Genomic DNA, 26,937 nt, shown 5'->3' on the forward strand with positions numbered 1-26,937 from the left:
ATAAAAATATATATACGTAGTTTCAATAATATTCGGATAACCTAAAAATATAAATATATGGATATTTCACAACTATTGATAGAAAAACAACGTCTTATAGAAAAAGGTAGAGAATTATTATCAAATAAAATATTTCCAGATGAAGTATTAGTAAATATTCGAGATGAGAGATTACGAAAAGATATCGCTAAGGAAATTTTTACTCCTAATGATATTCGTTTTGAAGATTTAAGCAAAGAAGAACAAGTTAAAAGAAGAGAAAGTCTAAAAGTACAATTATTATTCAGTGAATATTTGCACTCTTTTGTAACATTAAAGTCAATTACATACTTACTATTAATAATAGGATTGATTACTTTAATCACAGCAATTTTACATATAAATAATAATTTGTACTTTGGTATAATTACAAGTTTTATAGGGATTTTATTGTTTTTGATTTCTCTTGATAAAGAAAAAGTAGTAAAATACTCGCTAAAAATAGCTATTATTTATTCGGTTTTATATTTGATTGAACTCATTATTTTAAAAATACCAATGCCATATATTCAACCAATAAACGTTGATGTATTAGAATCACGAAGGGGAGCTTTAACGAAAATAGTAAACTTAGTATCACCTTATTTATATGTTATCTTACGTATAGTGGTAGGGGTATTTCTATTTAAAATATATACAGCTCAACAAAAATTTATAGAGGGTAAAAGAAAATTTAGACAAGGTTAAATAATAAACAATGAAAGAAATACAAAAACATCAAGAGGATATTGTAGCGGCTTGTAAGAAATACAAAGTAAGTTCTTTATATGCCTTTGGTTCAGTAACTCGGGAGGATTTTTCTAAGCAGTCAAGTGATATTGATTTATTAGTGGTATTTCAGCCTATTGATTTGCTTGATTATGCCGATAATTATTTCGATTTATTGTTTGTTTTGCAAGGAATTTTTAATCGGAAAGTAGATTTAGTTACCGAAAAATCCTTGAAAAATCCTTACTTTATAGAAGAAATAAATAAAACAAAACAACTTATTTATGCCGAAGCAAGTTAAGAAATGGCTTTATGATATTCTTACAGCTATAGAAGAAATTGAGTCGTATTTTGATGAAAATACTAAGGATTTTGATTACTTTTCAAGTAATGGAATGTTGAAACGTGCCATTGAAAGAGACTTAGAAATTATAGGCGAAGCTGTAAATCGAATATTAAAAGTAGCACCAAATACAGAAATTACTAATGCAAGAAATATCGTTGGATTACGCAACCAAATTATACACGCTTACGATAATATTCAGGACGAAATCATTTGGGGGATAGTCATCAAAAACATTCCTTTACTGAAACAAGAAATAAAATTATTAATTAAAAATGAATAAAATACGATTATGAAATATACAGACACAGGAAAAAAGGATACTCGAAGCGGCTTCGGGGCAGGATTGGCTGAGCTTGGGCGTACCAATCCTAACGTAGTGGCGTTGTGTGCTGACCTTATTGGGTCGCTCAAAATGGAGAAATTTATTGAAGAAAATCCGGAACGTTTCTTCCAAATTGGTATTGCCGAAGCTAATATGATGGGCATCGCGGCAGGACTTACCATAGGAGGAAAAATTCCGTTTACGGGTACATTTGCTGCATTTTCAACGGGAAGGGTGTACGACCAAATCCGTCAGTCGATTGCATATTCGGGCAAAAATGTAAAGATTTGTGCTTCACACGCAGGACTTACCTTAGGGGAAGACGGAGCAACGCACCAAATTTTGGAAGACATCGGTCTGATGAAAATGCTCCCCGGAATGGTAGTTATCAATCCGTGCGACTATAATCAAACTAAAGCGGCCACTATTGCCATTGCCGATTATCAAGGACCGGTTTATTTACGTTTCGGGCGTCCGACAGTAGCAAATTTTACTCCGGAAGACCAAAAGTTCGAAATTGGTAAAGGTATTCTTCTCACAGAAGGGAAAGATGTAACTATTGTCGCCACAGGACATTTGGTTTGGGAAGCCTTACTTGCTGCCGATGAATTAGAAAAACAAGGTATTTCTGCTGAAGTAATTAACATTCATACTATCAAACCTTTGGACGAGGAAATTATTTTAAATTCCGTAAAGAAAACCAAATGTATTGTTACTTGTGAGGAACACAATTACTACGGAGGATTGGGCGAAAGTGTATCACGTGTACTTACACAAAGGTTCCCTATTCCACAAGAATTCGTGGCAGTGAATGACACATTCGGAGAATCAGGAACACCTTCACAGCTAATGAAAAAATACGGACTCGACAAAGATGGTGTACTAAAAGCCGTAGAAAAAGTACTCAAAAGGAAGTAAATCAGAAGAAATATATAAATTTTGAGAAAAAAATCGGGTTGGAATTAGTGTTTTTCAACCTGATTTTTTGATTATAATCCTAAATATTTACAATTTTTTAATGGAAAAAAATCAATTACGTAAAAAGATTGCGTATCACTTATATAATTTTGCAATGTAATCAATAGAGAATATATCTGATGAAAATAAAGACACGTCCTGAGAAAAATACACCTAAAAAATCTAAAACTATTGAGTCACTGATAGAGGAAGCATATCGTCTTTTTAAACATTCACTGAATGGAAAGCTAAATGTATGTACTCCATGTTGTGTATCTCCTGAGAGAATACAAGAACTTTTACAGACTCCTGTGTATGAACTTTCTATATCTGCTATTTATGATTATTTAGATGCTATACATTATGATGAAGCAGGATATGAGATAAAACATTTCTTACCTCGAATATTTGAACTCTTGACAGAAGATGCCTTAATAAGACATTCTACCGAACTTATATTAGACAAATGCCATTTCGAAAAAAGCTGTTGGCAACAAACAGAATTGGATTTTATGAAACGTTTCTCGACAGAATTCACAAGATATGTACTTACAAATTATAATAAAAACCAAGGAGATAATGCAATGAGCTATATTTTGATGTTCAATTTAGCAGGACTTCCTACCAAGCATTTATTTGATGTTTGGGAAAATGAACTGACTTCTTCACCACTCGCTCTTGAACATTTACAAGTAATGATGTATTATTATGTTGACGATGGGTATTATTCTTGTCCTTTTTCAGATAATCCTGAGTTTAACAACGAAGTACAAAGCTGGATAACAAGTACTAAACTTGCTAAAATTGTGCTTCCCATCATTGAAAAAGAATATTTTGAAAATACTAATCTTACGGAAGAAACTCGCTATTATTTGGATTTACTTTATGGAAAATTGGAGCTTAATTTGAAATAAAATAAGTTACATTTTTAAACTTGCTTTGATGAGCTTTGTATTTCCGTTATCATCATCTGTTATAAAAACAACTTCAGTATTACCATTTGATTTTGAAGATAATATCGTGATGGACTCTACTTTTATAGGATTTTCGCCATTATTCGGAATTAAATTATAACGGATTACTTTAGGTCTCTGAAAATCAGAAACATCAATTACCCCAACCAAACTCCCGATGATTTCCCCATCGTTATAAGCATCATCAGTAGCTTCTACCGAAGCCGTAAAAATAATCTTCGATTTTTCCTTAAATGCTGCTCCCGAAAAACCTGCTTCAAATTTTTCTATCTCAGGAAGAGAAATTCGGCTTATTTCTATTTTGGGAAGATTTCCTGTTTTTAGGTATGATAAAAAATCTTGATAATCAAACTTTACAATAACATTGTTACTTCTATTAAATAAATATAAAAATCCATCAGAAAAAGCACTTGCTTCGATATTGAGTTCTGTTTTTGCCAATAAAGGAAAATGTTTTAGATATTCATAAAAATCTGTTATTGAATGACTTTCTATCATTGAATTTTCATTTAGTAAAACTCGAACAAACACATCACGTTGTGGAGATTTTGAACCAGAGCCAAATACGACAAGCTCATTTTCAGAAATCATTTCCAAAGTTTCAAAGTCAGGTTTAATTTTCTTTTTGATACGATTTCCTTTGAAATTATCTGCTGAAGTTTCCAATAATGAAATTCTATTTTCAACCTGAAAGTTAGAATTTATTACATACAAAAACGGACTATCATCACCAATTGCATATAATTTTTCACCATTTGCAGCTAATCCTGACCCACTCGGGAAGTTTTCTATATTATTAATTTTCTGTATTTCTATCTTCATTTTTTTCTGAGAATATATATTCAAAGTACAAAAACAAATTATTATCAAAAGACTTAAAAAATTATTCATACGCAACCTAATATATTTTTATCCACGTTTTTTTGCAATTGCATACAAAAATATAAATAAACTCAAAAACAACGAAATACGAGCAAAATAATCTCCCATTTTTACATAGAATGTTATTTTATCATTTAAGTTTATGGTATTTCGCAAACTTCCTTGCTTTTCATAACCTAATGATTTTGTAATTTCTCCTTTTTGATTTATAAACGCTGAAACTCCTGTATTAGCACTTCGGGCGATACTACGACGCGTTTCAATTGCACGTAATTGAGCATAGCTTAACAATTGTTTATGTCCTTGCGTGTTTTTCCACCAAGCATCATTTGTAAGAATTGCTAAAAAATTCGCTCCTTTTTTGATATAATCTGTTACAAATTCACCATAAATTGACTCATAACAGATGATGGGAGCTGCTTTTCCTTCTGTTTTTTCGCCCCAAAAGACGCTTCTCTCCTCTTGTGTAGTTTTTAAGGCTACAGTTCCTCCCAAATCTATCAAAGTTTCACCCAAAATAGGCTTTAGAACACTCTGATAAGGAAAATTTTCAACCCCGACTACTAATTTTGACTTGTGATATAGCGGAATAGAATCATTTGTATTTAATAAAAAGGCAGAATTATAGTCATTGTACCAAATGTCTGCCCTTTCCAGATAATTCGTTTGTTTGGTTATTTTAGATTTTTCTTTGAAGAAATCAATCATAGCTATCCCTCCAACGATGTTCAAATTTGGATATTTCAACACCATCGAACGCAAAATGGCAAGTTCCCACGAATTTTGTAAATTTTCTAACTTAACGTTATCAGCAAATACAGTTTCAGGAGTAACAACAAAATTCACTTTTTTATCTAATGAATTTTCGGAAAGATTTACCAATAATTGTGCTATTTCTTGGTTTGAAATTTGATATTTTTCGAAATAAGGGTCAATATTTGGCTGTAGAACAATTACATCAATAGGATTTTCTCTCTCATTGTAATTAATATACATAAAATAAGACACCAAAACAGGTATAGCAAAACATAAAACTGAAATTCCTACACCTTTTGCAAGATTTTTTCTGTTTTTTATCTCAAAATATGATTTTAAAAAGGAAAAAAGTAGAATATTTATAAGTAAAATCCATAAACTACCACCAAATGTTCCTGTGTATTCATACCATTGAATCCAAGTAATTTGCCCTGAAAAAACATTTCCTAAATTGAGCCAAGGCCACGAAACATCCCACGTTAAATGAAATTTCTCGAAGGATAACCATATCGAAATCAGAAAAATAAGAGCTATTTTTTGAGGTAATCTCTTTGCAGCAATGTGATATAGTAAAAATGTGGTAGTCATCAGTAGTGTATTTGCTAAGATTGCAAAAACAGCTCCTCCTTGGGTTGAATACCATAGCCACCACGTAGTGATTATATTCCAAATTATAAAAGATAAATAACTGATTACAAATGTCTTCCTTTTAGTTTGCTTATAATTTTCACGTATGTTTTGTTCTGCTAATAATAGCGGAACAAAAGCGACAAAAATCAGTATAGTAAAACCATATGTAGGCCAAGAAAAAGCTAAAAGTAATCCTGATACTATTGCTAATAGTAGATTTTTTTTCATTTTATCTTACAATTTTGTTAAAAATGTATTTTACTTCCTAAGAAACAAGCCGTAATTCCCAGAAGAACACTTCCTAAAACATAAAAAATTGCTTTTATCGGCTCATTATTTTGAAAAAGTTGTAATGTTTCGAGTGAAAAAGTTGAAAAAGTAGTAAATCCTCCTAAAATTCCTGTCATTAAGAAATATTGTAATTCTCCAAATTGAGGTTTTTCTTTAAAATAAGCGAAAAAAATACCTATCAGGAAACACCCAATGATGTTCACAGCCATAATTCCGATAGGAAAATGCAACGTTTTGTCAAATTTTATGTTTAAAATAAAAGAAACAAATACTCTCAAAATTCCACCAATGAAACTTCCCAAACCTGTTAGCAAAACCAATTTAATCATTTCACTATTGAAATTAAAGTTTTAATAATCAGTAAATTGAAAAAACTATTCAAATATTTTCTGGATATTTTTATAGGACTTTTTGATTAGTTCTTTCACTTCGCTTGGCTTTTTCCAACAAACCATTTCTATATCCTCTTCAATCTGAGCTTTAAGAACGCCTTTATATTTTGTTTCCATATCATACCAATAAGTCTCTTTCAAAAAATATTGTCCATCTTGCTTGAAAATGTGATATGTTATGGTTCTGAAACGCATCAAATTTAGCTTTTTAACTCCTGTTTCTTCTTCTACTTCACGCAAGGCACAAACGGCAATATTTTCTCCTTTTTCTTTTTTCCCTTTGGGTAAATCCCATTTTCCTCGCCTTTTCATTATTAAAATTTCACCTTTTTTATTGGTGACAACTCCTCCTCCAGCCTTAATTACAGATAGTTTTTTCTTAAATTTTTTAAGTAGTTTTTCCTCTTTGGGGTGGTAAAGATAGATTTTTTCAACGCCTTTTTTATTCAATTCTGACATAATGAAATCAATTGTTACATCTTTTAGTCGAAAAAATTTGACATTGTTAATATTTTCTTCTACATTTGTCAGAATAATAGATTTATCGTTAGCAAAAATTTCATACATAATTTAAAAATGATTTTAGATACTAATACAGCACAAAAAACAGCTGATTTCTTGTTGCAAATAAAAGCAATAAAATTGAATTCTGAAAATTCTTTTACTTGGGCTTCGGGCTGGAAATCTCCAATATATTGTGATAATCGCATAATTCTCTCATATCCAGAAGTTAGAGATTTTGTAGCTTCACAAATGGCAAAACAAATTAAAGAAAAATATCCAAATACAGAAGTGGTTGCAGGGGTTGCTACAGGAGCAATAGGTATTGGTATGCTTGTAGCAAATCAGCTGGGGCTACCCTTTATTTATGTTCGTCCTGAACCTAAAAAACACGGAAGACAAAATCAAATTGAAGGGCTTTTAGAAGCTAACCAAAACGTTATCGTAATTGAAGACCTAATCAGTACAGGAATGAGCAGCTTAAATGCTATTAAAGCTCTGAAAGACAGCCAAGCAAATGTATTGGGAATGATAGCTATTTTCTCTTACGGGTTTGATGTTGCTAATTCTAATTTTGCAAATGAAAAGGTAAATTTGTATACGTTAAGTGATTATGAAAATTTACTTTTACAAGCTTTGAAAATAGGTTATATTTCTGAAAATGAGTTAGAAACTTTAAAAGATTGGCGAGAAAATCCTTCTCAATGGAAACAATAAAATAAATCAAAAAAATATGATAGAATAGTTAAGCAAAAGATAGAATTTCCATTTGATTTAACTACATATTTTATCAAACTTTGACCCCTTTAATAATGAATTTAGAAAGTCCAAAAGTAATCGTTTCTAAAGACCAACAAGAATTGTTCGGATTATTGGAAAATATAGAAAATTTTGAAAAATTAATGCCCGATTCTATAAGTAAGTTTCAGGTAATCAATGGAGAATCTTTTTTATTCGCACTGAAAGGAATGCCTGAAATTGCTTTGGAAAAGAAAGGAAGCATTCCTCATTCACAGATTGTTTTAGGAGCAAAAAGTGATAAAATACCATTCACGCTTACTACTAATTTATTAAAAAAGAGTGAAAATCAGACAGAAGTACAACTTCTTTTTGAAGGAAATTTTAATCCGATGATGGCAATGATGATTAAATCTCCTATTTCAAAATTTATTGAAACTTTAGCAACCAAAATGAAAGATTTATAGAGCTGAAAAAGAATGATTTAATTTTTTTAGGTCATTGTTTCGTTTTTTGATATGATTTTAGATAAAAAAATTCAGGATTTTATTACCAAAAACTTACAGATTAGTATTTCTGATTTATTGCTCAAAAAACCTGTTTTTGAGGAAATTAGTAATAAATATTTAGCTCAACAAATTATTGGAAGAAACGTTGCTTCTAAAAAATTTCCTTTTTTAAATCAACCAGATATTATTTTTCCTCCACAATTGAATTTAGAACAAGCCTCTTCACAACAAACAGCTGAATTTAAAGCTATTGGAATGTTTGGTAAGCGTTTTTTGGATTTAACTTGTGGACTTGGAATTGATGCATTTTTTTTATCCCAAAATTTTGAAGAGGTACATTTGGTAGAGAAAAATCCAGAACTTTTAACATTAGTAAGACACAACTGGTTGGTTTTAAATAGAAAAGCAAGTTTTCATCAGCAATCCTTAGGTGAATTTTTGAAGAAAAATTCAATTTTTTTTGACTTGATTTTTATTGATCCCGCCAGAAGAGATGAAAATAATAAAAAGAAATTTTTATTGGAAGACCTATCTCCTAATTTGTTAGAAATTCAATCGGCATTATGGGAAATTACAAATCAAATTTTGATAAAATTATCACCTTTAATTGATTTAAAATATTTACTTTCAACACTATCTAACATAGAACGCATTGATATAGTAGCTATCAAAAATGAAGTAAAAGAAGTTGTTATTTTGCAAAATCGAGATAAAACAGATAAAAAAACACTCTGTCGATGTATAAATTTAGATACAAACGAGCCAATTTTTTCTTTCTTTTTTGAAGATGTTGAAAGTGCAGTAACTTATTTTTCAGAATCTCAAAAGTATATATATATTCCAAATAATACTCTTTTAAAATCTGGAGCTTTTAACCTGATTTCCAAATATTTTAGTTTAAAAAAGTTACATCCTAACACGCACTTGTACACTTCCGACCAAGTAAATACTAATTTTCCAGGAAAAATCTTAAAATTAGAAGTTATTTCAGCTAAAAATATTAAAAAAAATGATAGATATAATGTTATTTCTAAAAATTATCCTTTGTCAGTTGATGAAATTAAGAAAAAATATAAAATTAAAGATGGAAGTGATAAATATTTAATTTTCACACAATCTGTTAAAGGGAAAGAAATTATTTTAGGAAAACCAATTTAATTAGCTCTTTTTCTGTTTAATATAGGAAGTAACAGAAAAGAAACACCTCCAAAGAATAAAGTCATAAAAAATTGCGAAACCCAAACAATCCAACCAAAAGCAGTTCCTATAACTAATGGAATTCCAAATAGTAAAAGAATTTCTGCAATAAAAAACGGATACGAACCGAAGCCACCATTTGTAAAAGCAATCGCAAAACTACCCACGACAAAAGCTGTTAAGATGGTTGATAAATCAACTGTACTTGTTTCTGGTAAAGCAAAAAATGAAACGTAAAACATCAAAAAATACATCGCCCAAATTAAAAGTGTATGTACTATAAACAATTTTCGTTGCTTTAACTTTATGATTGAAAAAATTCCTTCTTTTAATCCTAAAAGAAAATTACTGATTTTATCTGCAAACAAATTTTTTGATTTATAAAGCCACCATAACCCTCCACCACAAAGAACTAATCCAATCCCTGCAATAAATGCTAATTTTTTAAAAGGAACTCTTGAAATAAGAAAGTCACTTATCAAATCAAATTGAATAAAAAATACTGATAATGTGAATAATAACAGCAATATCATATCAATAACACGTTCCGAAATAATTGCTCCAAAGGACTTATCGAAAGGAACATTATCATAGCGATTAATTACCAAAGCTCGTGAAATTTCGCCCGAACGAGGAATTGTTATATTTACCAAGTAACCTATAAAAACTGCCATAATTCTGTTAGTAGTTTTCGCATTATACCCTAATGGACTGATAAGTAACTGCCAACGCACAGCTCTCAGAATATGACTCAAAAATCCCAAAAAGACAGACAAACCAATATAAAAATAATTAGCACCTATAAATTTAGTCTTGATTTCAACGAGTTGTTCCTCAGTAAATTGGTTATATGCATACCAACATAGAAAAACACCCAATAACAAAGGAATAAATGTTTTTAAAACCTTCATCTTTTTGGTAATTAGTTTATTATGTTATTCTATCTTGTTTGTTTTTTCATCTGGGAAAACAATTGATGGCTTGAATGTTTTTGCTTTTTCAAAGTCCATAATTCCGTAAGAAATAATAATAATTATATCACCTTTTTGCACCTTACGAGCAGCAGGACCATTCAATACAATTTCCCCAGAATTTCGTCTTCCTTTTATAATATAGGTTTCTAAACGTTCGCCATTATTAACATTTACAATCGCAACCTTCTCTCCTTCAATCATATTAGCAGCATCAAGTAACTCTTCGTCAATCGTGATGCTTCCCACGTAATTTAAATCAGCTCCAGTAACTGTAACTCTGTGAATTTTAGATTTTAGTACTTCTATTTGCATTTTTATTCTTTAAAAATTCGGGCAAAGATAGAACTAAAAGTCGAAAGTTAAAAATTAAGTGTATGTTATTTATTTTTTATGAAAAAATAAAAAGCATAAAGTATCAACTACTTTATGCTTTTATCTTTTAATCTATAAAAAAAGAACTATTGTCCTAATAATCCTTTAACTCTTTGAAAATTAGAACTATCTCCTAAAGCCCCATAGATATTTTTTAATTGCTCTAAGATATTTTCATTTTTACCTTGTGTTTTGTAATAGTTTTCTAGAATTTCAGCTCCTTTTTTGAATAAATTATCTTTTTGGACTCTCAATTCTTCATATTTTGCAATATCAGCTTTTGAGTTTCCTAAAGAGTTCATTTGCTCAACCAAAGCATTTCCTTCATTAATGTAAGTTGTTGAAATATTCAACACAGCATCAGCGTAATCAGGCTTGATACTCAATGCTTGTTGGAATGCTTTACGAGCTTCTTCCAAATGATTTTGTTGCATATTAATAACACCTATATTGTATTGTAAATCAGGATTTTTAGGTTCCAATTTAGCTGCCTCTTGCATTAATTCTTTAAACTTATCTTTATTATCCAACTGCATATGAATGCTAGCTTCCTGAACTATCAAATTTGCATCATTAGGATATCTTTTTCTAGCCTCTGCAAATGCCGCTAAAGCTTCATCATTTTTACCTTGTTCTACATAGATATATGCAATATTTTTGATGATTTCTGCACGTTTTGAAGGAGTTTTCTCATCTCTTGGATTTGTGTGAGTACCTCCTTTTACCATCAAATCACGTTGATTTTTATTTGGAAAAGTTTCCTCCTTACCTGTTTGTTTTTCTTTCGCAAAGTAAAGAACTTCTGTGCCATCATAATTCAAATCTTTCAATTCCTTATAATATTTCAGAGCAGCATCGTAATTTTTATCCTGTACTGCCACTAAAGCAGCGTTGTACAAAAATACAGTATCTCTTGGACTTAAGCGATAAACTTGTTCAAAAGCTGTTGTTGCATTTTTAAAGTCTTTTCTACCATAAGATTCCTGTGCTTGAGTAAGAGCAATATTGGTTGCATCATCTAAAAGAGGCTGTAACATTGACACATATTTTCCTTTTCCTCCCTCTAATTCTCTAACTTTTGCAAACGCAGCTGAAGCATTCTGTAAAGAAGAAGCCACATTTACATTCTTTTTGGCATTAGCGAGATTTAATTGTCCTTCTAAGAAGTAATATTGTGGAGCAAACTCCTTATTTGAAGTAGCTGCACCTCTAATACTCTCCAAAGCACTTTTAGCGTTTGTTAAATCTCCTTTTTTGATTTGTTTTTCTACCTCTCTAAGCTCTTTTTTCTGTCCAAATACAACAGCTGAAACCAATAACGCTGATGCAAATAATAATGATTTTTTCATTTGATTTGTTTTTGTAAGTTATTTTATAATTTTTTGATTTTTCAGACAAAGTAAGCATAAACCTTGCCAAAGTATGTTTTTGGGGTAAGATTTATGCAAAACTCATTATCTATATATTATTTTCCATTTCAGAATCTTGATTCTCTTCTGGCATAGCCTCTTCTTCATCTTCTTTCATCACTTTGGCAACAGCAGCAATAGAATCGTTACCTTTGATGTTTATCAATCGTACACCTTGTGTGGCACGTCCCATAATACGCAAATCATCAATTGGTAACCGAATCGCAATTCCTGACTTGTTGATAATCATTAGGTCTTCACCTGCAAGTACGCTTTTAATAGCGACCAAATTACCCGTTTTTTCAGTTATCGAAATGGTTTTTACTCCTTTTCCTCCACGATTCGTAATTCGGTATACAGCCTCTCCTGTTTCTGGCTCATCAATGTAAGAACGTTTTCCGTACCCGTTTTCCGAAACCACAAGCACAGTTTCTTCTGATGGATTTTCGATGGCTATCATACCAATAACTTCATCATTTTCAATATCCAAATCAATTCCGCGTACACCTTGTGAGTTTCGCCCTACAGCACGTACTTTTTCTTCTCCAAAGCGGATAGCTCTACCTGATTTAACAGCTAACATTAATTGGCTTTTTCCTGAAGTAAGTTTAGCTTCAAGAAGCTCGTCTCCTTCCTTAATTGTAATTGCGTTAATACCATTTTGACGAGGTCGAGAATATTGTTCCAATAACGTTTTCTTGACAATTCCCTGTTTTGTGGTCATAATCAAATAATTATTATTGATATATTCCTCATCTTTAAGGTTTTGAACGCTTACAAAAGCTTTCACTTTATCATCTTGCTCAATATTGATAAGATTTTGAATAGCTCGTCCTTTAGCTGTTCTGCTTCCTTCAGGAATTTCATAAACACGCATCCAGAAACATTTTCCTTTTTGAGTAAAGAAAAGCATATATTGGTGATTCGAACTCACAAACAAATGCTCCAAGAAATCCTGGTCGCGAGTATTTGATGCTTTTTGTCCTATTCCTCCTCTATTTTGTGTTTTGTATTCAGTAAGTGAAGTACGTTTGATGTATCCTGCGTGTGTAATAGTAATTACCATCGTCTCATCAGGAATCATATCTTCTACACTGAACTCTCCTCCAGCATACTCAATTTGTGAACGTCTGCTGTCTCCATATTTTTCTTTTACTTCAAGAAGTTCTTCTTTGATGATTTCTGTACGACGTTCTTTACGAGCCAAGATGTCTTCCAAATCAACGATTAGTTTTACAAGCTCATCATATTCAGCTCGTAACTTATCTTGCTCAAGACCTGTGAGTTGACGCAAACGCATTTCAACAATAGCACGTGACTGAATTTCAGACAATTCAAAACGCTCCATCAAACGTGTACGTGCTTCATCAGGACTTTCTGACGAACGAATTATCGCAATCACTTCATCAATATTATCCGAAGCAATGATTAAACCTTCTAATATGTGAGCTCTTTCTTTAGCTTTACGAAGTTCAAATTCTGTTCTTCGGTAAACCACATCATAACGATGTTCAACGAAATGATGAATTAAATCTTTCAGGTTTAATAACTGCGGTCGACCATTGACAAGTGCGATATTATTTACACTGAAAGAAGATTGTAATGCAGTGTGTTTAAACAAGTTATTTAAAACTACGTTAGAAACAGCATCTCTTTTCATTACGTAAACAATACGCATTCCGTCACGTCCTGAGGATTCATCACGAATTTCGGAAATGCCTTCTAACTTTCCGTCTTTAATAAGGTCGGCTGTTTGTTTAACCATCAAAGCCTTATTCACTTGATACGGAATTTCTGTAACAACAATGCACTCTCTTCCCTTAATTTCCTGAATATCGGCTTTTGCTCGCATTACCACACGACCACGACCTGTTTTGAACGCCTCACGCACTCCTTCATACCCATAAATGATACCACCTGTTGGAAAATCAGGAGCTTTTATATATTTAATAAGGTCATCTATTTCGATGTCTGGGTTGTCAATATAAGCAATAGTACCATCTACTACCTCACTTAGGTTGTGCGGTGCCATATTGGTTGCCATCCCGACAGCAATTCCCGAAGAACCATTTACTAACAAGTTAGGAATACGGGTCGGTAACACTGTTGGCTCCTGCAATGTATCATCAAAGTTAAGCTGATGGTCAACGGTATCTTTGTCAATATCAGCAAGCATATCTTCTGATATTTTTCGCATTCTGGCCTCCGTGTAACGCATCGCAGCTGCAGAGTCTCCGTCAATAGAACCAAAGTTTCCTTGCCCGTCAACCAGCATATAACGCATATTCCACTCTTGAGCCATACGAACCATTGTATCGTAAACTGACGAATCGCCGTGAGGATGATATTTACCTAACACCTCCCCTACAATTCTTGCAGATTTTTTATGTGCTCTATTACTTAACACCCCCAACTCATACATCCCAAACAAAACTCGACGATGTACAGGCTTTAAACCATCTCGAACATCTGGTAGTGCTCGCGAAACAATTACCGACATTGAATAATCAATGTAAGCGGATTTCATCTCATCACCAATATCTACTGGAATGAGTTTTTCTCCTTCTGTCATAATTAATGTATACTATTTCTTATTCCTTAAACAAATTAATGGGCTAATGTACGAAAAATATTGTTAATAGCATCAAAAAAAGATTTATTTTTTTAGATGTAAAACCTATTTATTTTGATAATAAGATAATTATAAATGAAATGAAAGCAGAAAAAATAACACTCTCCATAAGGATTAAGCAACTAACTTATAAAAACTTTTTGGAAGCGTTTTTCATTTTTTCCCATTTAGTTATATCTTTGCCCCCTCAAATCTTAAATATATTATATGACTGCTATCAAAAATATAGCTATTATTGCCCACGTTGACCACGGCAAAACCACTTTAGTAGACAAAATTTTGCACCATTGTGCGTTGTTCAGAGAAAATCAAGAATCAGGCGAATTGATTCTGGACAACAACGACATTGAGCGTGAACGTGGAATTACCATTCTTTCTAAGAACGTTTCTGTAAATTATAAAGGAACGAAAATCAATATCATAGACACTCCAGGACACGCCGATTTCGGTGGTGAGGTGGAACGTGTGCTTAATATGGCGGACGGAGTGCTTCTTTTAGTAGATGCTTTTGAAGGTCCAATGCCACAAACGCGTTTCGTGCTTCAAAAAGCTATCGAAATGAAACTCAAACCTATCGTGGTTGTAAACAAAGTGGACAAGGAGAATTGTACCCCTGATGAAGTTCACGAAAAAGTTTTCGACCTAATGTTTGAACTCGGTGCCGAAGAATGGCAGTTGGATTTCCCTACCGTGTATGGTTCCGCCAAAAACAATTGGATGTCAGAAGATTGGAAAAACCAAACCGATTCTATCGACCCACTTTTGGATATGGTTATCAAACATATTCCATCACCAAAAGTAGAGGAAGGAACCACACAAATGCTTATCACTTCATTAGACTATTCTTCTTTTACAGGTCGAATTGCTATCGGGCGTTTGCAACGTGGTGTGCTAAAAAGCGGAATGAATGTTTCGTTGGTAAAACGCGACGGAACTATCACAAAATCAAAAATTAAGGAGCTACACACTTTTGACGGATTAGGACGTAAAAAAATTGATGAAGTACAAGCGGGTGACATCTGTGCCATCGCAGGTTTGGAAGGTTTTGACATCGGTGACACCATTGCTGATTTTGAAAATCCAGAAGCCTTGCCTACCATCGCCATTGATGAGCCTACAATGAGTATGTTGTTCACTATCAACGATTCTCCTTTCTTCGGAAAAGAAGGGAAGTTCGTAACTTCACGCCACATTAAGGAGCGTTTGGAAAAAGAATTGGAGAAAAATCTTGCTCTTCGCGTAGAGCCTACCGATAGTGCCGACAAATTTATGGTTTTCGGACGTGGTGTATTGCACCTTTCAGTACTTATCGAAACGATGCGTCGTGAAGGTTATGAATTACAAATCGGTCAGCCACAGGTAATTATTAAAGAAATCGACGGCGTGAAATGCGAACCCGTTGAGGAATTGACTATCGACCTACCTGAAAATCTATCAGGAAGAGCTGTAGAGTTTGTAACTCTCCGTAAAGGTGAAATGTTGTCAATGACCCCGAAAGGAGAACGAATGGTTATTGAGTTCATTATTCCATCGCGAGGAATTATAGGTCTTCGTAATCAGATACTTACCGCTACTGCCGGAGAAGCCATTATGGCACATCGCTTCTTGGAATACCAACCTTACAAAGGCGAAATACCAGGACGTATCAATGGTTCGTTAATTTCTATGGAAAACGGAAAAGCTATTCCGTATTCTATTGATAAACTGCAAGATAGAGGGAAATTCTTCATCGACCCGAACGAAGATGTGTACGAAGGGCAAGTAATTGGTGAAAATTCACGTGGTGATGATATGGTGGTAAACGTTACTAAAACCAAGAAACTCACTAACATACGTTCGGCGGGTGCGGACGACAAAATGCGAATTGCTCCTGCTATTAAATTCTCTTTGGAAGAAGCTTTGGAGTATATCCAAAAAGATGAATACGTGGAAGTTACACCGAAATCATTACGTCTGCGTAAAATCTACCTAAACGAAAACGACCGCAAACGCTACGAAAAAGAGTTTAAATAATTTTAAGATTTCTTTCAAAGAAGTAATAAAAAAGCCGAAAGTGTAATACTTTCGGCTTTTTTTTATAATAAACTCATTTAAATATTGTTTGCTCAGTTATATTTTACCGATTGTCTGAAGTTCTTCAGATGTAAAAAAACTTTATTATACTTCATAAAGTAATTTTAACAATTTTTTTACTTATCTGAAATAAACAAAGATATTATTTTGATAATCTTTAAAAAAACACTTTTGTCTACATTTAATAAAAAAAAAATCAAAATTCGTTTTGTTTAGAATCTTTATTTTACTTTTTGAGTTTCAAGATTTTTTCTTACTTTTGCGGGAATTTTAGTAAAAAGTAAGACAGCTAAAAATGAGTATTTTAAATCATCAAAAGGCTGTAAAACAGACAAACATAATATGAAAGCAGGAATTGTAGGGCTTCCTAATGTGGGGAAATCCACCTTATTTAATTGTTTATCAAATGCAAAAGCACAGAGTGCAAACTTTCCGTTTTGTACCATCGAACCCAATTTAGGGGTAGTAAACGTTCCCGACCCACGATTGGAAAAATTAGAAGAGTTAGTAAAACCTGAACGTGTTTTACCCGCCACCGTTGAAATCGTGGACATTGCCGGATTGGTAAAAGGAGCCAGTAAAGGCGAAGGTTTGGGCAATCAGTTTTTAGGAAATATCCGTGAATGTAATGCTATCATACACGTGCTCAGATGTTTTGAAAATGATAATATTGTTCACGTGGACGGAAGCGTAAATCCTATCCGCGACAAAGGAACTATTGATGTGGAGCTTCAACTCAAAGATTTGGAAACCGTTGAAAAGCGTCTTGATAAGGTAAATCGTGCTGCCAAAGCAGGAGATAAAAAAGCTGCCAAAGAGCAAGAGCTGTTAAATCGAATTAAAACTACGCTGGAATCTGGAAACTCTGCAAGAGCTGTGCAAGTAGCTGATGATGAGCAGGAACTTATGGATTCTTTCCAACTGCTTACCGCCAAACCTATTCTGTATGTTTGTAATGTAGATGAGGCTTCTGCCAAAAACGGAAATAAATATGTTGACCAAGTAAGAGAAGCGGTAAAGGACGAAAATGCGGAAGTTATCGTACTGGCTGTTGCTACCGAAGCGGATATCACTGAATTAGAGAGCTATGAAGAACGACAAATGTTTTTGGAAGACATCGGTCTTGATGAACCAGGAGCTTCCAAACTGATTCGTGCAGCTTATAAGCTATTAAATTTGCAAACCTACTTCACGGCAGGAGTAAAAGAGGTTCGTGCTTGGACCATTCACAAAGGTGATACTGCCCCCAAAGCCGCAGGAGTTATCCATTCCGATTTTGAAAAAGGGTTTATCCGTGCCGAAGTTATCGCTTATGATGATTTTGTTACTTACGGAAGCGAAGCTAAAGTAAAAGAAGCTGGGAAAATGCGCGTAGAGGGCAAAGAATACATCGTGAAAGATGGTGATGTAATGCACTTCCGATTTAATGTGTAATACTAATTCTGTTTAGTTCCTATATATAATTTTCAGGGAAACTGAATAATTAGTCTACTAGTTTTAAAAATATAATCAATAAAATAAGGTCAGAATATGTATTCTGACCTTTCTATTTAATCTATTTATTATCTTTATTTAACTCTTTTATTATATTTAAAATGATACGCTAACATTTTATAATACAACTTTGCTGCTAGAAAAGCAGTTGGTTTAGCCATTGGGCTGTCCATAAGTTCCACAATATCAAAAGCTACAACATTGCATTTTTTGAAAACTTTACGTAACAACTTCAATGTGGGATACCATTGTAGTCCGCCTGGCTCTGGAGTACCTGTTGATGGAGCTATTGAAGGGTCAAAAGCATCTAAGTCAATAGTTATATACACATTTCCAGAAACTTTGTCCAATACATCATCTATCCAATTTTTATTTTTAGCAATTTCGTGAGCAAAAAATACGCGTCCTTTAGGCAAATATTGTTTTTCCTCTGCATCCATTGAACGAATGCCCACTTGTACCAACTTATGCTTTTGATTGGCCTCAAAAACAGCACAAGCGTGATTAGATGTAGAGCCGTGAAATTCAGGACGCAAATCTGTGTGAGCATCTAACTGAAGTACTGTTAGCTTCTCATACTTCTCCCCTACTGCACGAATTGAACCAATTGAAACAGAATGCTCCCCTCCGAAAAGTGTAAATAATTTATCTTCGTGTTTTAAGAGTTCTTTCGTTTTTTGATAAACTGCCTCAGTCATTGCTTCAGGAGAACTATTTTCTGAAACTTCTCCCGCCATATAAACTCCATTTAAATACGGCTCTGAATTTGTTTCAATATCATAGAGTTCCATATTTTCAGAAGCATTTAAAAAAAGTTCCGGACCTTTATCTGCACCTTTTCCCCAAGTTGATGTTCCGTCGTAAGGAACTGTCACCAACATTACTTTCGAATTTTCAAAAGTTGCGTTTTCTTCAGGAATTCCTGCGTATGTTCTTTCTATCTTTTCCATATTTTAGATAATTTTATTGCAATTCTTACTTATATTTTTCTATCCATCAAATCAATAGCAAATTTTCTGATTTCAATCTTTTTATTTTCAGGAATATTCAATTTTTCAAGTGAATCTAAAGATTTTTTTGTGTGTTTTTCAATCTCTTTTTTTACAAAATCAGTAGCTTTGGTTTTTATGAAAATCTGCTTTACTCTTTCAACTTTATCAGGATTTTCTTCTGTGTTGTTGTATAAGAAATGTAATTCTCTTTTCATTTCATTATCAGATAATTCCAGTGCTTTCAAATAAAGCATTGTTTTCTTATTTTCTAGTATATCACCACCTATTTGTTTGCCAAAAGAGCTATCTCCAAATGCATCAAGATAATCATCTTGAAGTTGAAAAGCCAATCCTAACTGAACCCCAAAGTCATACACAAGTTTCTTATTTTCTTCAGAAGTTTCGGCCACGATTGCCCCCATTTGTAAAGCAGCTCCCACTAAAACAGCGGTTTTGTATTTTATCATCAACAGATATTGCTCAGGGGTTACATCATTCTGAGTTTCAAAATCCATATCCAATTGCTGTCCTTCACAAACTTCTAAAGCTGTTTTGCTAAACAATTTTGCCAACTCCTGAAAAATAGTTGGTTTATAGTTTTCAAACAATTGATAAGCAATGATTAACATTGCGTCTCCTGATAGAATTGCCGTATTAGTATTCCACTTGTTATGAACTGTTTGTTTTCCTCTTCTCAAAGGTGCATTATCCATAATATCATCGTGAACCAATGAGAAATTATGGAAAACCTCTACTGCCAAAGCTGCGTGAAGAGCCTTTTTATAATCTATTCCAAAAAGATCTGCCCCCATTAATGTTAAAATAGGACGAATCCGTTTTCCTTCTAATCCCAAAATATAATGCATTGGTGCATATAGATTTTCAGGTTTTGTTTTAATGACTGATTTTTCCAGATGATTTAAAAATACCTTTTTATAATCTTCTATAAATGACATAATTATATATGTAATAAAATAAAAACTGCCAAAGAAAGCCAACACAGCAATCTTTCACAGTTCTTGTATATTAGTTTTGAATATTCACAAATTTATTTGATTAGAAAATCAAGCCTCAGCTTCTTTCATAGTGTGATAGACATTTTGCACGTCGTCGTCTTCCTCTATTTTTTCAAGAAGCTTTTCTACATCAGCCTGTTCTTCAGCAGATAACTCCTTAGTTACCTGAGGAATACGATCAAATCCAGAAGATAAAATTTCTATGTTTCTGCCTTCCAACTCTTTCTGGATAGCTCCAAAACTTTCGAAAGGTGCATAAATATGAATTCCGTCTTCATCAGCAAAAACCTCTTCTGCTCCAAAGTCAATCATCTCAAGTTCAAGTTCTTCTGGGTCAATTCCTTCCGCATTTATTCTAAAATTGCAGGTATGGTCGAACATAAATTCAACTGAACCAGAAGTACCGAGAGTTCCGTTACATTTGTTAAAATAGCTACGGATATTTGCCACTGTACGATTATTGTTATCGGTCGCTGTTTCAATCAAAATAGCAATTCCGTGAGGTGCATAACCTTCAAAAAGAACCTCTTTGTAGTTTGCGGTATCTTTTTCAGACGCTTTTTTGATAGCTCTTTCTATATTTTCTTTTGGCATATTTGCCGCCTTAGCATTTTGAATTACAGCTCTTAATCTTGAGTTAGACTCAGGATGAGGACCTCCCTCTTTCACTGCCATCACGATGTCCTTTCCAATACGTGTAAATGTTTTTGCCATCGCAGCCCAACGCTTAAACTTTCGGGCTTTTCTAAACTCAAATGCTCTTCCCATAAATTTCTTTTACTTTTTTTATAAAAAATTAAATTAAAAAATAATTTCTGTGTTTAACTTCCTATTTTTCAGCTATTACATCAACGCCTCCCTTAACAGTTTGCCCTAACTCAATGTTTATCTTCGTTCCTAAAGGCAGGAATAAATCCACACGTGAGCCAAATTTAATGAAACCAGCATCAGCTCCCTGAATAGCCACATCTCCTTCCTTTGCATAATTCACAATACGTTTAGCCAAAGCTCCTGCTATTTGTCGATATAATACCTGTCCAAATATTTGATTTTCAACAACGATTGTAGTTCTTTCATTTTCTTCAGAAGCCTTCGGATGCCAAGCTACCAAATATTTTCCAGGGTGATACTTACTGAAAACTACTTTTCCCCCTAAAGCATAACGAGTTACGTGTACATTAATAGGTGACATAAAAATAGAAACCTGCAAACGCTTATCTTTAAAATATTCTTTTTCCTCAACTTCTTCAATAACCACAACTTTTCCATCTACTGGAGCAATTATATGATTATCATTCTTTTGCGTAAATCTTTTAGGATTTCTAAAAAACTGAAGTATTAAAACCAAAAACACTATTGCGATAGCTTGAATGAGTTTTTGTAGCCAAAAAATATCAACAAAAAAATGAGCTAATAATGCAACTCCCACAGTTATTGCAAAAGTAACAAGAATTATTTTAAAACCCTCTTTATGAAACATATATGTAAAATTTTCAAAAAATCAATTTAATGTGTAAGAAGAAAAACTTTTCGGCAAATATATAAATAAAAAATTGAAAAATACGAATATTTTTTAACTACCTATAATAAAAATAGCAGGTCGTTTTTGGAAGGAAATATTCGTTTTTCGCCACTGAGCTATGGTTTGAGTTTTTATTTCCTCTGTTTCCAGACTAATGTCACAAGCAACACATAACATAGTTGTTGGCTGTAAAATTTCTTTTAAATCAGCTAACATTTTATCATTTCTGTAAGGAGTTTCAATAAAAATTTGAGTTTGATTATTTTCTACCGCTTTTTTCTCAAGAGATTTCAATGTTTTTCTTCGATCTGATTTATCAATTGGAAGATAACCATTGAATGCAAAACTTTGTCCGTTTAGCCCACTTGCCATCATAGCCAATAATATAGAAGAAGGACCTACTAAAGGAATCACTTTAATTTGCTTTTTATGAGCTATTTTGACAATTTCCGCACCTGGATCTGCAATTCCAGGACACCCTGCCTCTGAAATAATTCCCATCGAAAATCCATTTGTACAAGGCTCCAGAAAAGAAGGCAATTCATCTGGAGAAGTATGTTTATTAATAGTAAAAAAGACTAACTCTTGTTGTGATTTATCGGGAGCAATTTGTTTTATGAACTTTCTTGCTGATTTTTCATTTTCCACAATAAAGTGTTTCAATGAACGAACAACACTCTCAATCTGATTTGGTAAAACCATATCAGCGGAACTCTCTCCTAAAAAATTAGGAATCAGATAGATACTCGACATAAATTCAGAAAACTAAATATGGAATAAGTTAAAAATGATACTTTAGTGAATACTTTTTAACTTTTCACTTATCACATCACAAGCCTCGTCAATCATAGTAAATACGGCTCGAAAATCATTTTTATCTCCGTAGTATGGATCGGGAACTTCTTTCAAGGTTGCTTTACCAAGCGTATCTAATAAAAAAGAAACTTTTTCTCGATTTTTGGTATTTTCTGTCAATTCACAAACATTAGCGTAATTACTTCTGTCCATTACAAAAATGTAATCAAATTTATCAAAATCATCGACCGAAATTTGACGTCCCTTTAGGTTAGAGATATCAATTCCATTTTTACGAGCGACTTCTATGGAACGACGATCAGGAGCTGCTCCTACGTGGTAATTTGAAGTTCCTGCAGAATCCACCTCAAACTTCTCAGAATCAAGTTTTGACCTTAAAATCCCTTCTGCTAATGGAGAACGACAAATATTCCCTAAGCAAACCATTAATATTTTTGTTTTCATTTAAAATTTTATAGTAAGTTTAAGCATCGCAAAGTTACATTTTTTATAAAGAAAAACAAATTAAGTTACGCTTCTTTACAAATTCTTGATATAAAAAATCCCAAGCTTTTAAACTTGGGAATATAATTTTAATTGGATATTTTCAAAGTCAAATCATCAACATATTTTTTGAATTCACGATCAGTTTCCGCCAGATTTTCAACCGTCTTACAAGCGTGTAGAACAGTTGCGTGATCACGTTGCCCTATTTGTGAACCAATAGTGGTAAGTGAATTTTTAGTGTACTTCTTAGCAAAAAACATTGCCAACTGACGTGCCTGTACTATATTTCTTTTGCGTGTTTTTGATTGTAATGCTTCTAAATCTACTTGAAAATAATCTACAACTATCTGCTGTATTTGGTCGATAGTTATTTCTTTTCTGTGATTTTTTATAGATTTTTCAATAATGCTTTGAGCCAACTCAATTGAATATTCCTTACGATTGAAAGCAGCTTGAGCTATCAATGAGTTGCTAACTCCTTCTAATTCACGCACATTAGTTCTCACATTATGAGCTAAATATGCAATAATCTCATCACTAATTTCAGCTCCATCTGTGTAGAACTTATTCTTTAAAATTTTGTAACGTGTTTCATAATCAGGAGCTTGTAACTCTGCTGATAATCCCCACTTGAATCGTGATAGCAGTCGCTGCTCAATATCTTGCATATCCACAGGAGCTTTATCTGATGTCAAAATTACCTGCTTATTATTTTGATGCAAATGATTAAAAATATGGAAAAATGCATCTTGAGTTTTTATTTTTGACGACAAAAATTGGATATCATCAACAATAAGCACATCAATTAACTGGTAAAAATGGATAAAATCATTCAATGTATTTTTATCCTTGTCTTTTGACATTGTAGCATTTACAAATTGTTGTGTAAATTTTTCAGCGGAAACATACAACACCTTTTTCTTAGGATGTTTCTCCTTGATTTCCACACCGATAGCGTGAGCTAAATGCGTTTTTCCAAGTCCCACACCGCCAAAAATAAACAAAGGATTGAATGATGTACCACCAGGTTTGTTGGCTACAGCTATTCCAGCCGAACGAGCCAAGCGATTGGAAGCTCCCTCAACAAAATTGTCAAAGTTTTGGTTGAGATTAAGCTGTGGGTCAATTGTAATCTCGCGAATTCCAGGAATAATAAATGGGTTTTTAAGCTCTGGATTTTTGTTTTGAACAGATACAGTTACTGATTGTTTTGCCAACTCAGGACGGTTTGTACTTGGAACTTGCTCCTTGACAGAAGCATCTATAATGTACGTTAATTTAGAATTAGCTCCTATAGCAAAAGTCAATGCCGATTTAAGTAATGATATGTAATTTTCCTCCAAAAACTCGTAGAAAAACTTACTTGGAACTTTGATTTTAAGTGTATTACCATCTAATCCCACAGGCACAATGGGAGCAAACCAAACGTTAAATGGCTGCTCATCAATGTTGTCTTTAATAAAATCAAGACACCTACCCCAAACTTTTTCGGCTAAATCTTTCATTATTGATTAAAAAGTCAAAATATTATTCTTACTTAATGAGAGATTAAGTATTTTATCTGTTGCTCTTTTCAAAAAAACATATAAATTTGCGAGAATTAAATAAACACACACCAAAATGTCACCTTCTCGAGGAAGCAAAATTGTGAATAAATTTTGAATAAAAAAAATTATTTAACCCTTGTTTTTTTCATTTTTTTTTACAAGGAAGAAAAGTTAAACTTTGTTAATATAAAAATACCCTCTGAATATGAAAGATTTATATTTTGACTATACTTTAAGAACTCGTTATGCGGAAACTGACCAAATGGGCGTTATCTATTATGGTAATTATCCTCAGTATTTGGAATTGGGAAGAGTAGAATGGCTTAGAGAGCTCGGGATTTCTTACAAAAAATTGGAAGAAGAAGGGATTATGTTACCCGTAGTCTCTTTGCAAATAAATTATAAAAAACCAGCCTTTTACGATGAATTAATCACTGTCAGAACAAAATTCAAAAACATTTCTTCAAGCAAAATAGAGTTTGATTATGAGATAATTAACGAAAAAGGAGAAATAATTTCAACTGCAAATACAACATTAGTTTTTGTTGATATGAAAACTTGGAAACCAACCCGTTGTCCTGAAAAAATTATAGCCCTTATTGAAGCTAAAAAAGAAGCTTAGCTATTCATATCTTTGCTTACTTCAAACAAAAATTTTTTCTCCTCTTCTGTTAAACTTGTATAGCCACTTGCGCTGATTTTATCTAATAAAATATTAACTTTATGTTGTTTTAATTTCTGAGATTCACTCAAATCATCATTTGATTTTAAAGGTTTTACATTTTTATTAGAAACATTATTTTTTGTTAATTTAACTATTTTTTTGCTTTTTAAATAAATTGGTTTTTTAGCTAAAATTCCTATAAAGTACCCCGTGAAAGCTCCTCCCAAATGAACAATTTTGCCACCAGGATTCGATGAAATCTGAATAATATCATACAATATTAAAAACGAAACAACCGCCCATAATTTCATCTGAATCGAAAACAGCAAATAGACTGTGTATTTTGGAACAATTACAGTAATAAAAACCAACAAAGCCATAATAGCACCCGATGCTCCCAACAAAATAGAACCATCAAATAAAAGAGGAAATAACGCCTCTATGAGCAAAAAGGAGATTCCACTGAAAATAATTCCTGTACAATAAACCCTTACAAATTGCTTGTTATTGAATAAATTAAAGAATATGCGTCCTGCAAAAAATAGCATCAGCATATTCCAAAATAGATGTTGGAAGTTGGCGTGAAAAAAAGAATAAGTAACTATCGTCCAAGGTTTTGTCAAAAATTCATTTATGCTCTGAGGTAATCCTACCCACGTATTAATTTGAAATTGTGAAAGTTCTGAGAAAACTATTAGTAAGCGAGTAATTAAAAATAATAACACGTTGAGCAGAATTACTTGTTCTGCCAAATTTATTCTTTTTATTTGTAATTTTTGTAACAAATAATTAACCATTTAGGGCAACAACACGAATGTCAGGGTTTTGTAATTGTTCTTTTAAAATTGACTCAATACCATTTTTCAAAGTTAACGTTGATGACGGACAGCCACTACAAGCACCTTGCAGAATCACTTCAACCAAATGATTATCATTATTATATGAGACAAATTCAATGTTTCCTCCATCAAGAGTTACTGCTGGTTTTATGTACTGGTCGAGAATTGAAACTATTTTTTGAGAAGTTATATCAGTAGTGATAATCTTATTTTCCTTTTTCTGCTCTTTTTCTATACGCTTCTTAATTTCACCAGATAAGATAACGGCATTACCTTGAACTAAATAATTTCTGATAAATTCTCTTAACTCCATAACCACATCATACCAATCAACAACGTCGTGCTTTGTCACAGATATATAGTTATTATCCAAAAAAACTTCTTTCACAAAAGGAAATTCAAACAAAGCAGTTACTAGTGGAGCATCTTTAGCTTCAGAAATGTTTTTGTATTCAAAAATTTCAGGAACCAATTGTTTGTTTACCACAAACTTCATTACAGCAGGATTAGGAGTGCTTTCGGCATAAACAGTTATTGGATTCTTTATCTCTACTGAATCATTAATAATCAATTCTTTACCTGATTTGATATATTCCAATACCTGTTCGGCTACTTCTTCTTGTACATCTTCCCATTCCACTATAGGATAGCGTTTTAGTGCAATGAAATTACTTGAAATATAAATAGTTTTTATAAAAGGCAAATAGAAAAGTTGCTTGGCTAAAGGAGAATTTTTTGCTTCATCAATATTTTTAAACTCATAACTTCCTTTTACCAAAGCCTTTGAAGCTTCTAATTTTATAATTTCAGGATTATTTGTGGTTTGTATAGAAAGTGTTATATCTGTCATTTCGAATAA

The 26,937-nt window shown here is 32.8% G+C and carries 28 protein-coding genes; 11 read left to right on the forward strand and 17 right to left on the reverse strand.

Features of this window, described 5'->3' with window-relative positions; all coding sequences use genetic code 11:
- The first annotated feature begins 57 nt into the window (after positions 1-57).
- The 5 genes from YW9_RS0104825 to YW9_RS12565 all read left to right on the forward strand — a co-directional run bounded on the left by YW9_RS0104825 (position 58) and on the right by YW9_RS12565 (position 3,286).
- Positions 58-726: a hypothetical protein gene (locus tag YW9_RS0104825; RefSeq protein ID WP_018279062.1), complete on the forward strand. Its 669-nt coding sequence runs from the start codon at positions 58-60 to the stop codon at positions 724-726.
- Positions 727-736: 10 nt separating this feature from the next.
- Positions 737-1,048, forward strand: a complete 312-nt coding sequence (locus tag YW9_RS0104830) for a nucleotidyltransferase family protein (protein WP_018279063.1) — start codon at positions 737-739, stop codon at positions 1,046-1,048.
- Positions 1,032-1,373, forward strand: a complete 342-nt coding sequence (locus YW9_RS0104835) for a HepT-like ribonuclease domain-containing protein (RefSeq protein WP_018279064.1) — start codon at positions 1,032-1,034, stop codon at positions 1,371-1,373. Before YW9_RS0104830 ends, YW9_RS0104835 begins: the two co-directional genes overlap by 17 nt.
- A 6-nt stretch (positions 1,374-1,379) precedes the next feature.
- Positions 1,380-2,333: a transketolase family protein gene (locus YW9_RS0104840; RefSeq protein WP_026193825.1), complete on the forward strand. Its 954-nt coding sequence runs from the start codon at positions 1,380-1,382 to the stop codon at positions 2,331-2,333.
- Between the two features lie 179 nt (positions 2,334-2,512).
- Complete coding sequence (locus YW9_RS12565; protein WP_018279066.1) at positions 2,513-3,286, forward strand: hypothetical protein; 774 nt, start codon at positions 2,513-2,515, stop codon at positions 3,284-3,286.
- A 6-nt stretch (positions 3,287-3,292) separates the two neighbouring features.
- Here YW9_RS12565 and YW9_RS0104850 read toward each other — a convergent pair whose 3' ends face one another.
- The 4 genes from YW9_RS0104850 to YW9_RS0104865 form a co-directional block, all read right to left on the reverse strand.
- A complete protein-coding gene (locus tag YW9_RS0104850) occupies positions 3,293-4,168 on the reverse strand; it encodes a DUF6929 family protein (protein WP_018279067.1) in 876 nt (291 codons plus the stop codon).
- An 87-nt stretch (positions 4,169-4,255) separates the two neighbouring features.
- On the reverse strand, positions 4,256-5,842 hold the full coding sequence (gene lnt / locus YW9_RS0104855) for an apolipoprotein N-acyltransferase (protein ID WP_018279068.1): 1,587 nt from the start codon (positions 5,840-5,842) through the stop codon (positions 4,256-4,258).
- A gap of 17 nt (positions 5,843-5,859) precedes the next feature.
- Positions 5,860-6,234, reverse strand: a complete 375-nt coding sequence (gene crcB / locus YW9_RS0104860; RefSeq protein ID WP_018279069.1) for a fluoride efflux transporter CrcB — start codon at positions 6,232-6,234, stop codon at positions 5,860-5,862.
- Between the two features lie 45 nt (positions 6,235-6,279).
- Positions 6,280-6,864: an NUDIX hydrolase gene (locus tag YW9_RS0104865; RefSeq protein ID WP_018279070.1), complete on the reverse strand. Its 585-nt coding sequence runs from the start codon at positions 6,862-6,864 to the stop codon at positions 6,280-6,282.
- Positions 6,865-6,873: 9 nt separating this feature from the next.
- Here YW9_RS0104865 and pyrE point away from each other — a divergent pair, with 9 nt between their 5' ends.
- The 3 genes from pyrE to YW9_RS0104880 all read left to right on the forward strand — a co-directional run bounded on the left by pyrE (position 6,874) and on the right by YW9_RS0104880 (position 9,203).
- Positions 6,874-7,515, forward strand: a complete 642-nt coding sequence (pyrE, locus tag YW9_RS0104870) for an orotate phosphoribosyltransferase (protein ID WP_018279071.1) — start codon at positions 6,874-6,876, stop codon at positions 7,513-7,515.
- Positions 7,516-7,610: 95 nt separating this feature from the next.
- The gene (locus tag YW9_RS0104875; protein WP_018279072.1) at positions 7,611-8,003 is read left to right on the forward strand and encodes a hypothetical protein; all 393 of its coding nucleotides are present in this window, start codon (positions 7,611-7,613) and stop codon (positions 8,001-8,003) included.
- 51 nt (positions 8,004-8,054) lie between these two features.
- Positions 8,055-9,203 carry a THUMP-like domain-containing protein gene (locus tag YW9_RS0104880; protein WP_018279073.1) on the forward strand — a complete coding sequence of 383 codons (1,149 nt, stop codon included), beginning with the start codon at positions 8,055-8,057 and terminating at the stop codon, positions 9,201-9,203.
- On the opposite strand, the gene YW9_RS0104885 is transcribed toward YW9_RS0104880, so the two are convergent.
- The 4 genes from YW9_RS0104885 to gyrA all read right to left on the reverse strand — a co-directional run bounded on the left by YW9_RS0104885 (position 9,200) and on the right by gyrA (position 14,569).
- The gene (locus YW9_RS0104885) at positions 9,200-10,153 is read right to left on the reverse strand and encodes a lysylphosphatidylglycerol synthase transmembrane domain-containing protein (RefSeq protein WP_018279074.1); all 954 of its coding nucleotides are present in this window, start codon (positions 10,151-10,153) and stop codon (positions 9,200-9,202) included. The two genes, YW9_RS0104880 and YW9_RS0104885, sit on opposite strands and share 4 nt — an antisense overlap.
- Before the next feature lie 24 nt (positions 10,154-10,177).
- Positions 10,178-10,528 carry an aspartate 1-decarboxylase gene (panD, locus tag YW9_RS0104890; protein WP_018279075.1) on the reverse strand — a complete coding sequence of 117 codons (351 nt, stop codon included), beginning with the start codon at positions 10,526-10,528 and terminating at the stop codon, positions 10,178-10,180.
- 146 nt (positions 10,529-10,674) lie between these two features.
- Positions 10,675-11,937 carry a tetratricopeptide repeat protein gene (locus YW9_RS0104895; protein WP_018279076.1) on the reverse strand — a complete coding sequence of 421 codons (1,263 nt, stop codon included), beginning with the start codon at positions 11,935-11,937 and terminating at the stop codon, positions 10,675-10,677.
- 109 nt (positions 11,938-12,046) lie between these two features.
- Complete coding sequence (gyrA, locus tag YW9_RS0104900; RefSeq protein ID WP_018279077.1) at positions 12,047-14,569, reverse strand: DNA gyrase subunit A; 2,523 nt, start codon at positions 14,567-14,569, stop codon at positions 12,047-12,049.
- Between the two features lie 267 nt (positions 14,570-14,836).
- Between gyrA and typA the strand changes: the two genes are divergently transcribed.
- A complete protein-coding gene (gene typA / locus YW9_RS0104905; RefSeq protein WP_018279078.1) occupies positions 14,837-16,642 on the forward strand; it encodes a translational GTPase TypA in 1,806 nt (601 codons plus the stop codon).
- A 402-nt stretch (positions 16,643-17,044) separates the two neighbouring features.
- Positions 17,045-18,136: a redox-regulated ATPase YchF gene (gene ychF, locus YW9_RS0104910; RefSeq protein WP_013997537.1), complete on the forward strand. Its 1,092-nt coding sequence runs from the start codon at positions 17,045-17,047 to the stop codon at positions 18,134-18,136.
- Between the two features lie 134 nt (positions 18,137-18,270).
- On the opposite strand, the gene speB is transcribed toward ychF, so the two are convergent.
- From speB to dnaA, 7 genes are all read right to left on the reverse strand, one after another.
- Entirely contained in the window at positions 18,271-19,137 is an 867-nt protein-coding gene (speB, locus tag YW9_RS0104915) for an agmatinase (RefSeq protein WP_026193826.1), read from the reverse strand.
- A gap of 38 nt (positions 19,138-19,175) precedes the next feature.
- Positions 19,176-20,144 carry a polyprenyl synthetase family protein gene (locus tag YW9_RS0104920; protein WP_018279080.1) on the reverse strand — a complete coding sequence of 323 codons (969 nt, stop codon included), beginning with the start codon at positions 20,142-20,144 and terminating at the stop codon, positions 19,176-19,178.
- 108 nt (positions 20,145-20,252) lie between these two features.
- Positions 20,253-20,972 (reverse strand): YebC/PmpR family DNA-binding transcriptional regulator, encoded by a 720-nt coding sequence (locus YW9_RS0104925; RefSeq protein WP_018279081.1) that lies wholly within the window; start codon positions 20,970-20,972, stop codon positions 20,253-20,255.
- A gap of 61 nt (positions 20,973-21,033) precedes the next feature.
- Positions 21,034-21,684, reverse strand: a complete 651-nt coding sequence (locus YW9_RS0104930; protein WP_018279082.1) for a phosphatidylserine decarboxylase family protein — start codon at positions 21,682-21,684, stop codon at positions 21,034-21,036.
- 93 nt (positions 21,685-21,777) lie between these two features.
- On the reverse strand, positions 21,778-22,479 hold the full coding sequence (locus YW9_RS0104935; RefSeq protein ID WP_018279083.1) for an SAM-dependent methyltransferase: 702 nt from the start codon (positions 22,477-22,479) through the stop codon (positions 21,778-21,780).
- Positions 22,480-22,521: 42 nt separating this feature from the next.
- Entirely contained in the window at positions 22,522-22,986 is a 465-nt protein-coding gene (locus YW9_RS0104940) for a low molecular weight protein-tyrosine-phosphatase (protein WP_018279084.1), read from the reverse strand.
- Positions 22,987-23,114: 128 nt separating this feature from the next.
- Positions 23,115-24,533 (reverse strand): chromosomal replication initiator protein DnaA, encoded by a 1,419-nt coding sequence (dnaA, locus tag YW9_RS0104945; RefSeq protein WP_018279085.1) that lies wholly within the window; start codon positions 24,531-24,533, stop codon positions 23,115-23,117.
- Positions 24,534-24,780: 247 nt separating this feature from the next.
- Here dnaA and YW9_RS0104950 point away from each other — a divergent pair, with 247 nt between their 5' ends.
- Positions 24,781-25,197 carry an acyl-CoA thioesterase gene (locus tag YW9_RS0104950; RefSeq protein ID WP_018279086.1) on the forward strand — a complete coding sequence of 139 codons (417 nt, stop codon included), beginning with the start codon at positions 24,781-24,783 and terminating at the stop codon, positions 25,195-25,197.
- Here YW9_RS0104950 and YW9_RS0104955 read toward each other — a convergent pair.
- Both YW9_RS0104955 and YW9_RS0104960 read right to left on the reverse strand, forming a co-directional pair.
- A complete protein-coding gene (locus YW9_RS0104955) occupies positions 25,194-25,991 on the reverse strand; it encodes a rhomboid family intramembrane serine protease (RefSeq protein ID WP_231555631.1) in 798 nt (265 codons plus the stop codon). The genes YW9_RS0104950 and YW9_RS0104955 overlap by 4 nt on opposite strands.
- A 37-nt stretch (positions 25,992-26,028) precedes the next feature.
- Positions 26,029-26,928: a NifU family protein gene (locus tag YW9_RS0104960; protein ID WP_018279088.1), complete on the reverse strand. Its 900-nt coding sequence runs from the start codon at positions 26,926-26,928 to the stop codon at positions 26,029-26,031.
- Positions 26,929-26,937 lie beyond the last annotated feature (9 nt).

This window comes from Capnocytophaga cynodegmi DSM 19736, assembly GCF_000379185.1.
In the GTDB taxonomy this organism is placed as follows: Bacteria; Bacteroidota; Bacteroidia; order Flavobacteriales; family Flavobacteriaceae; genus Capnocytophaga; species Capnocytophaga cynodegmi.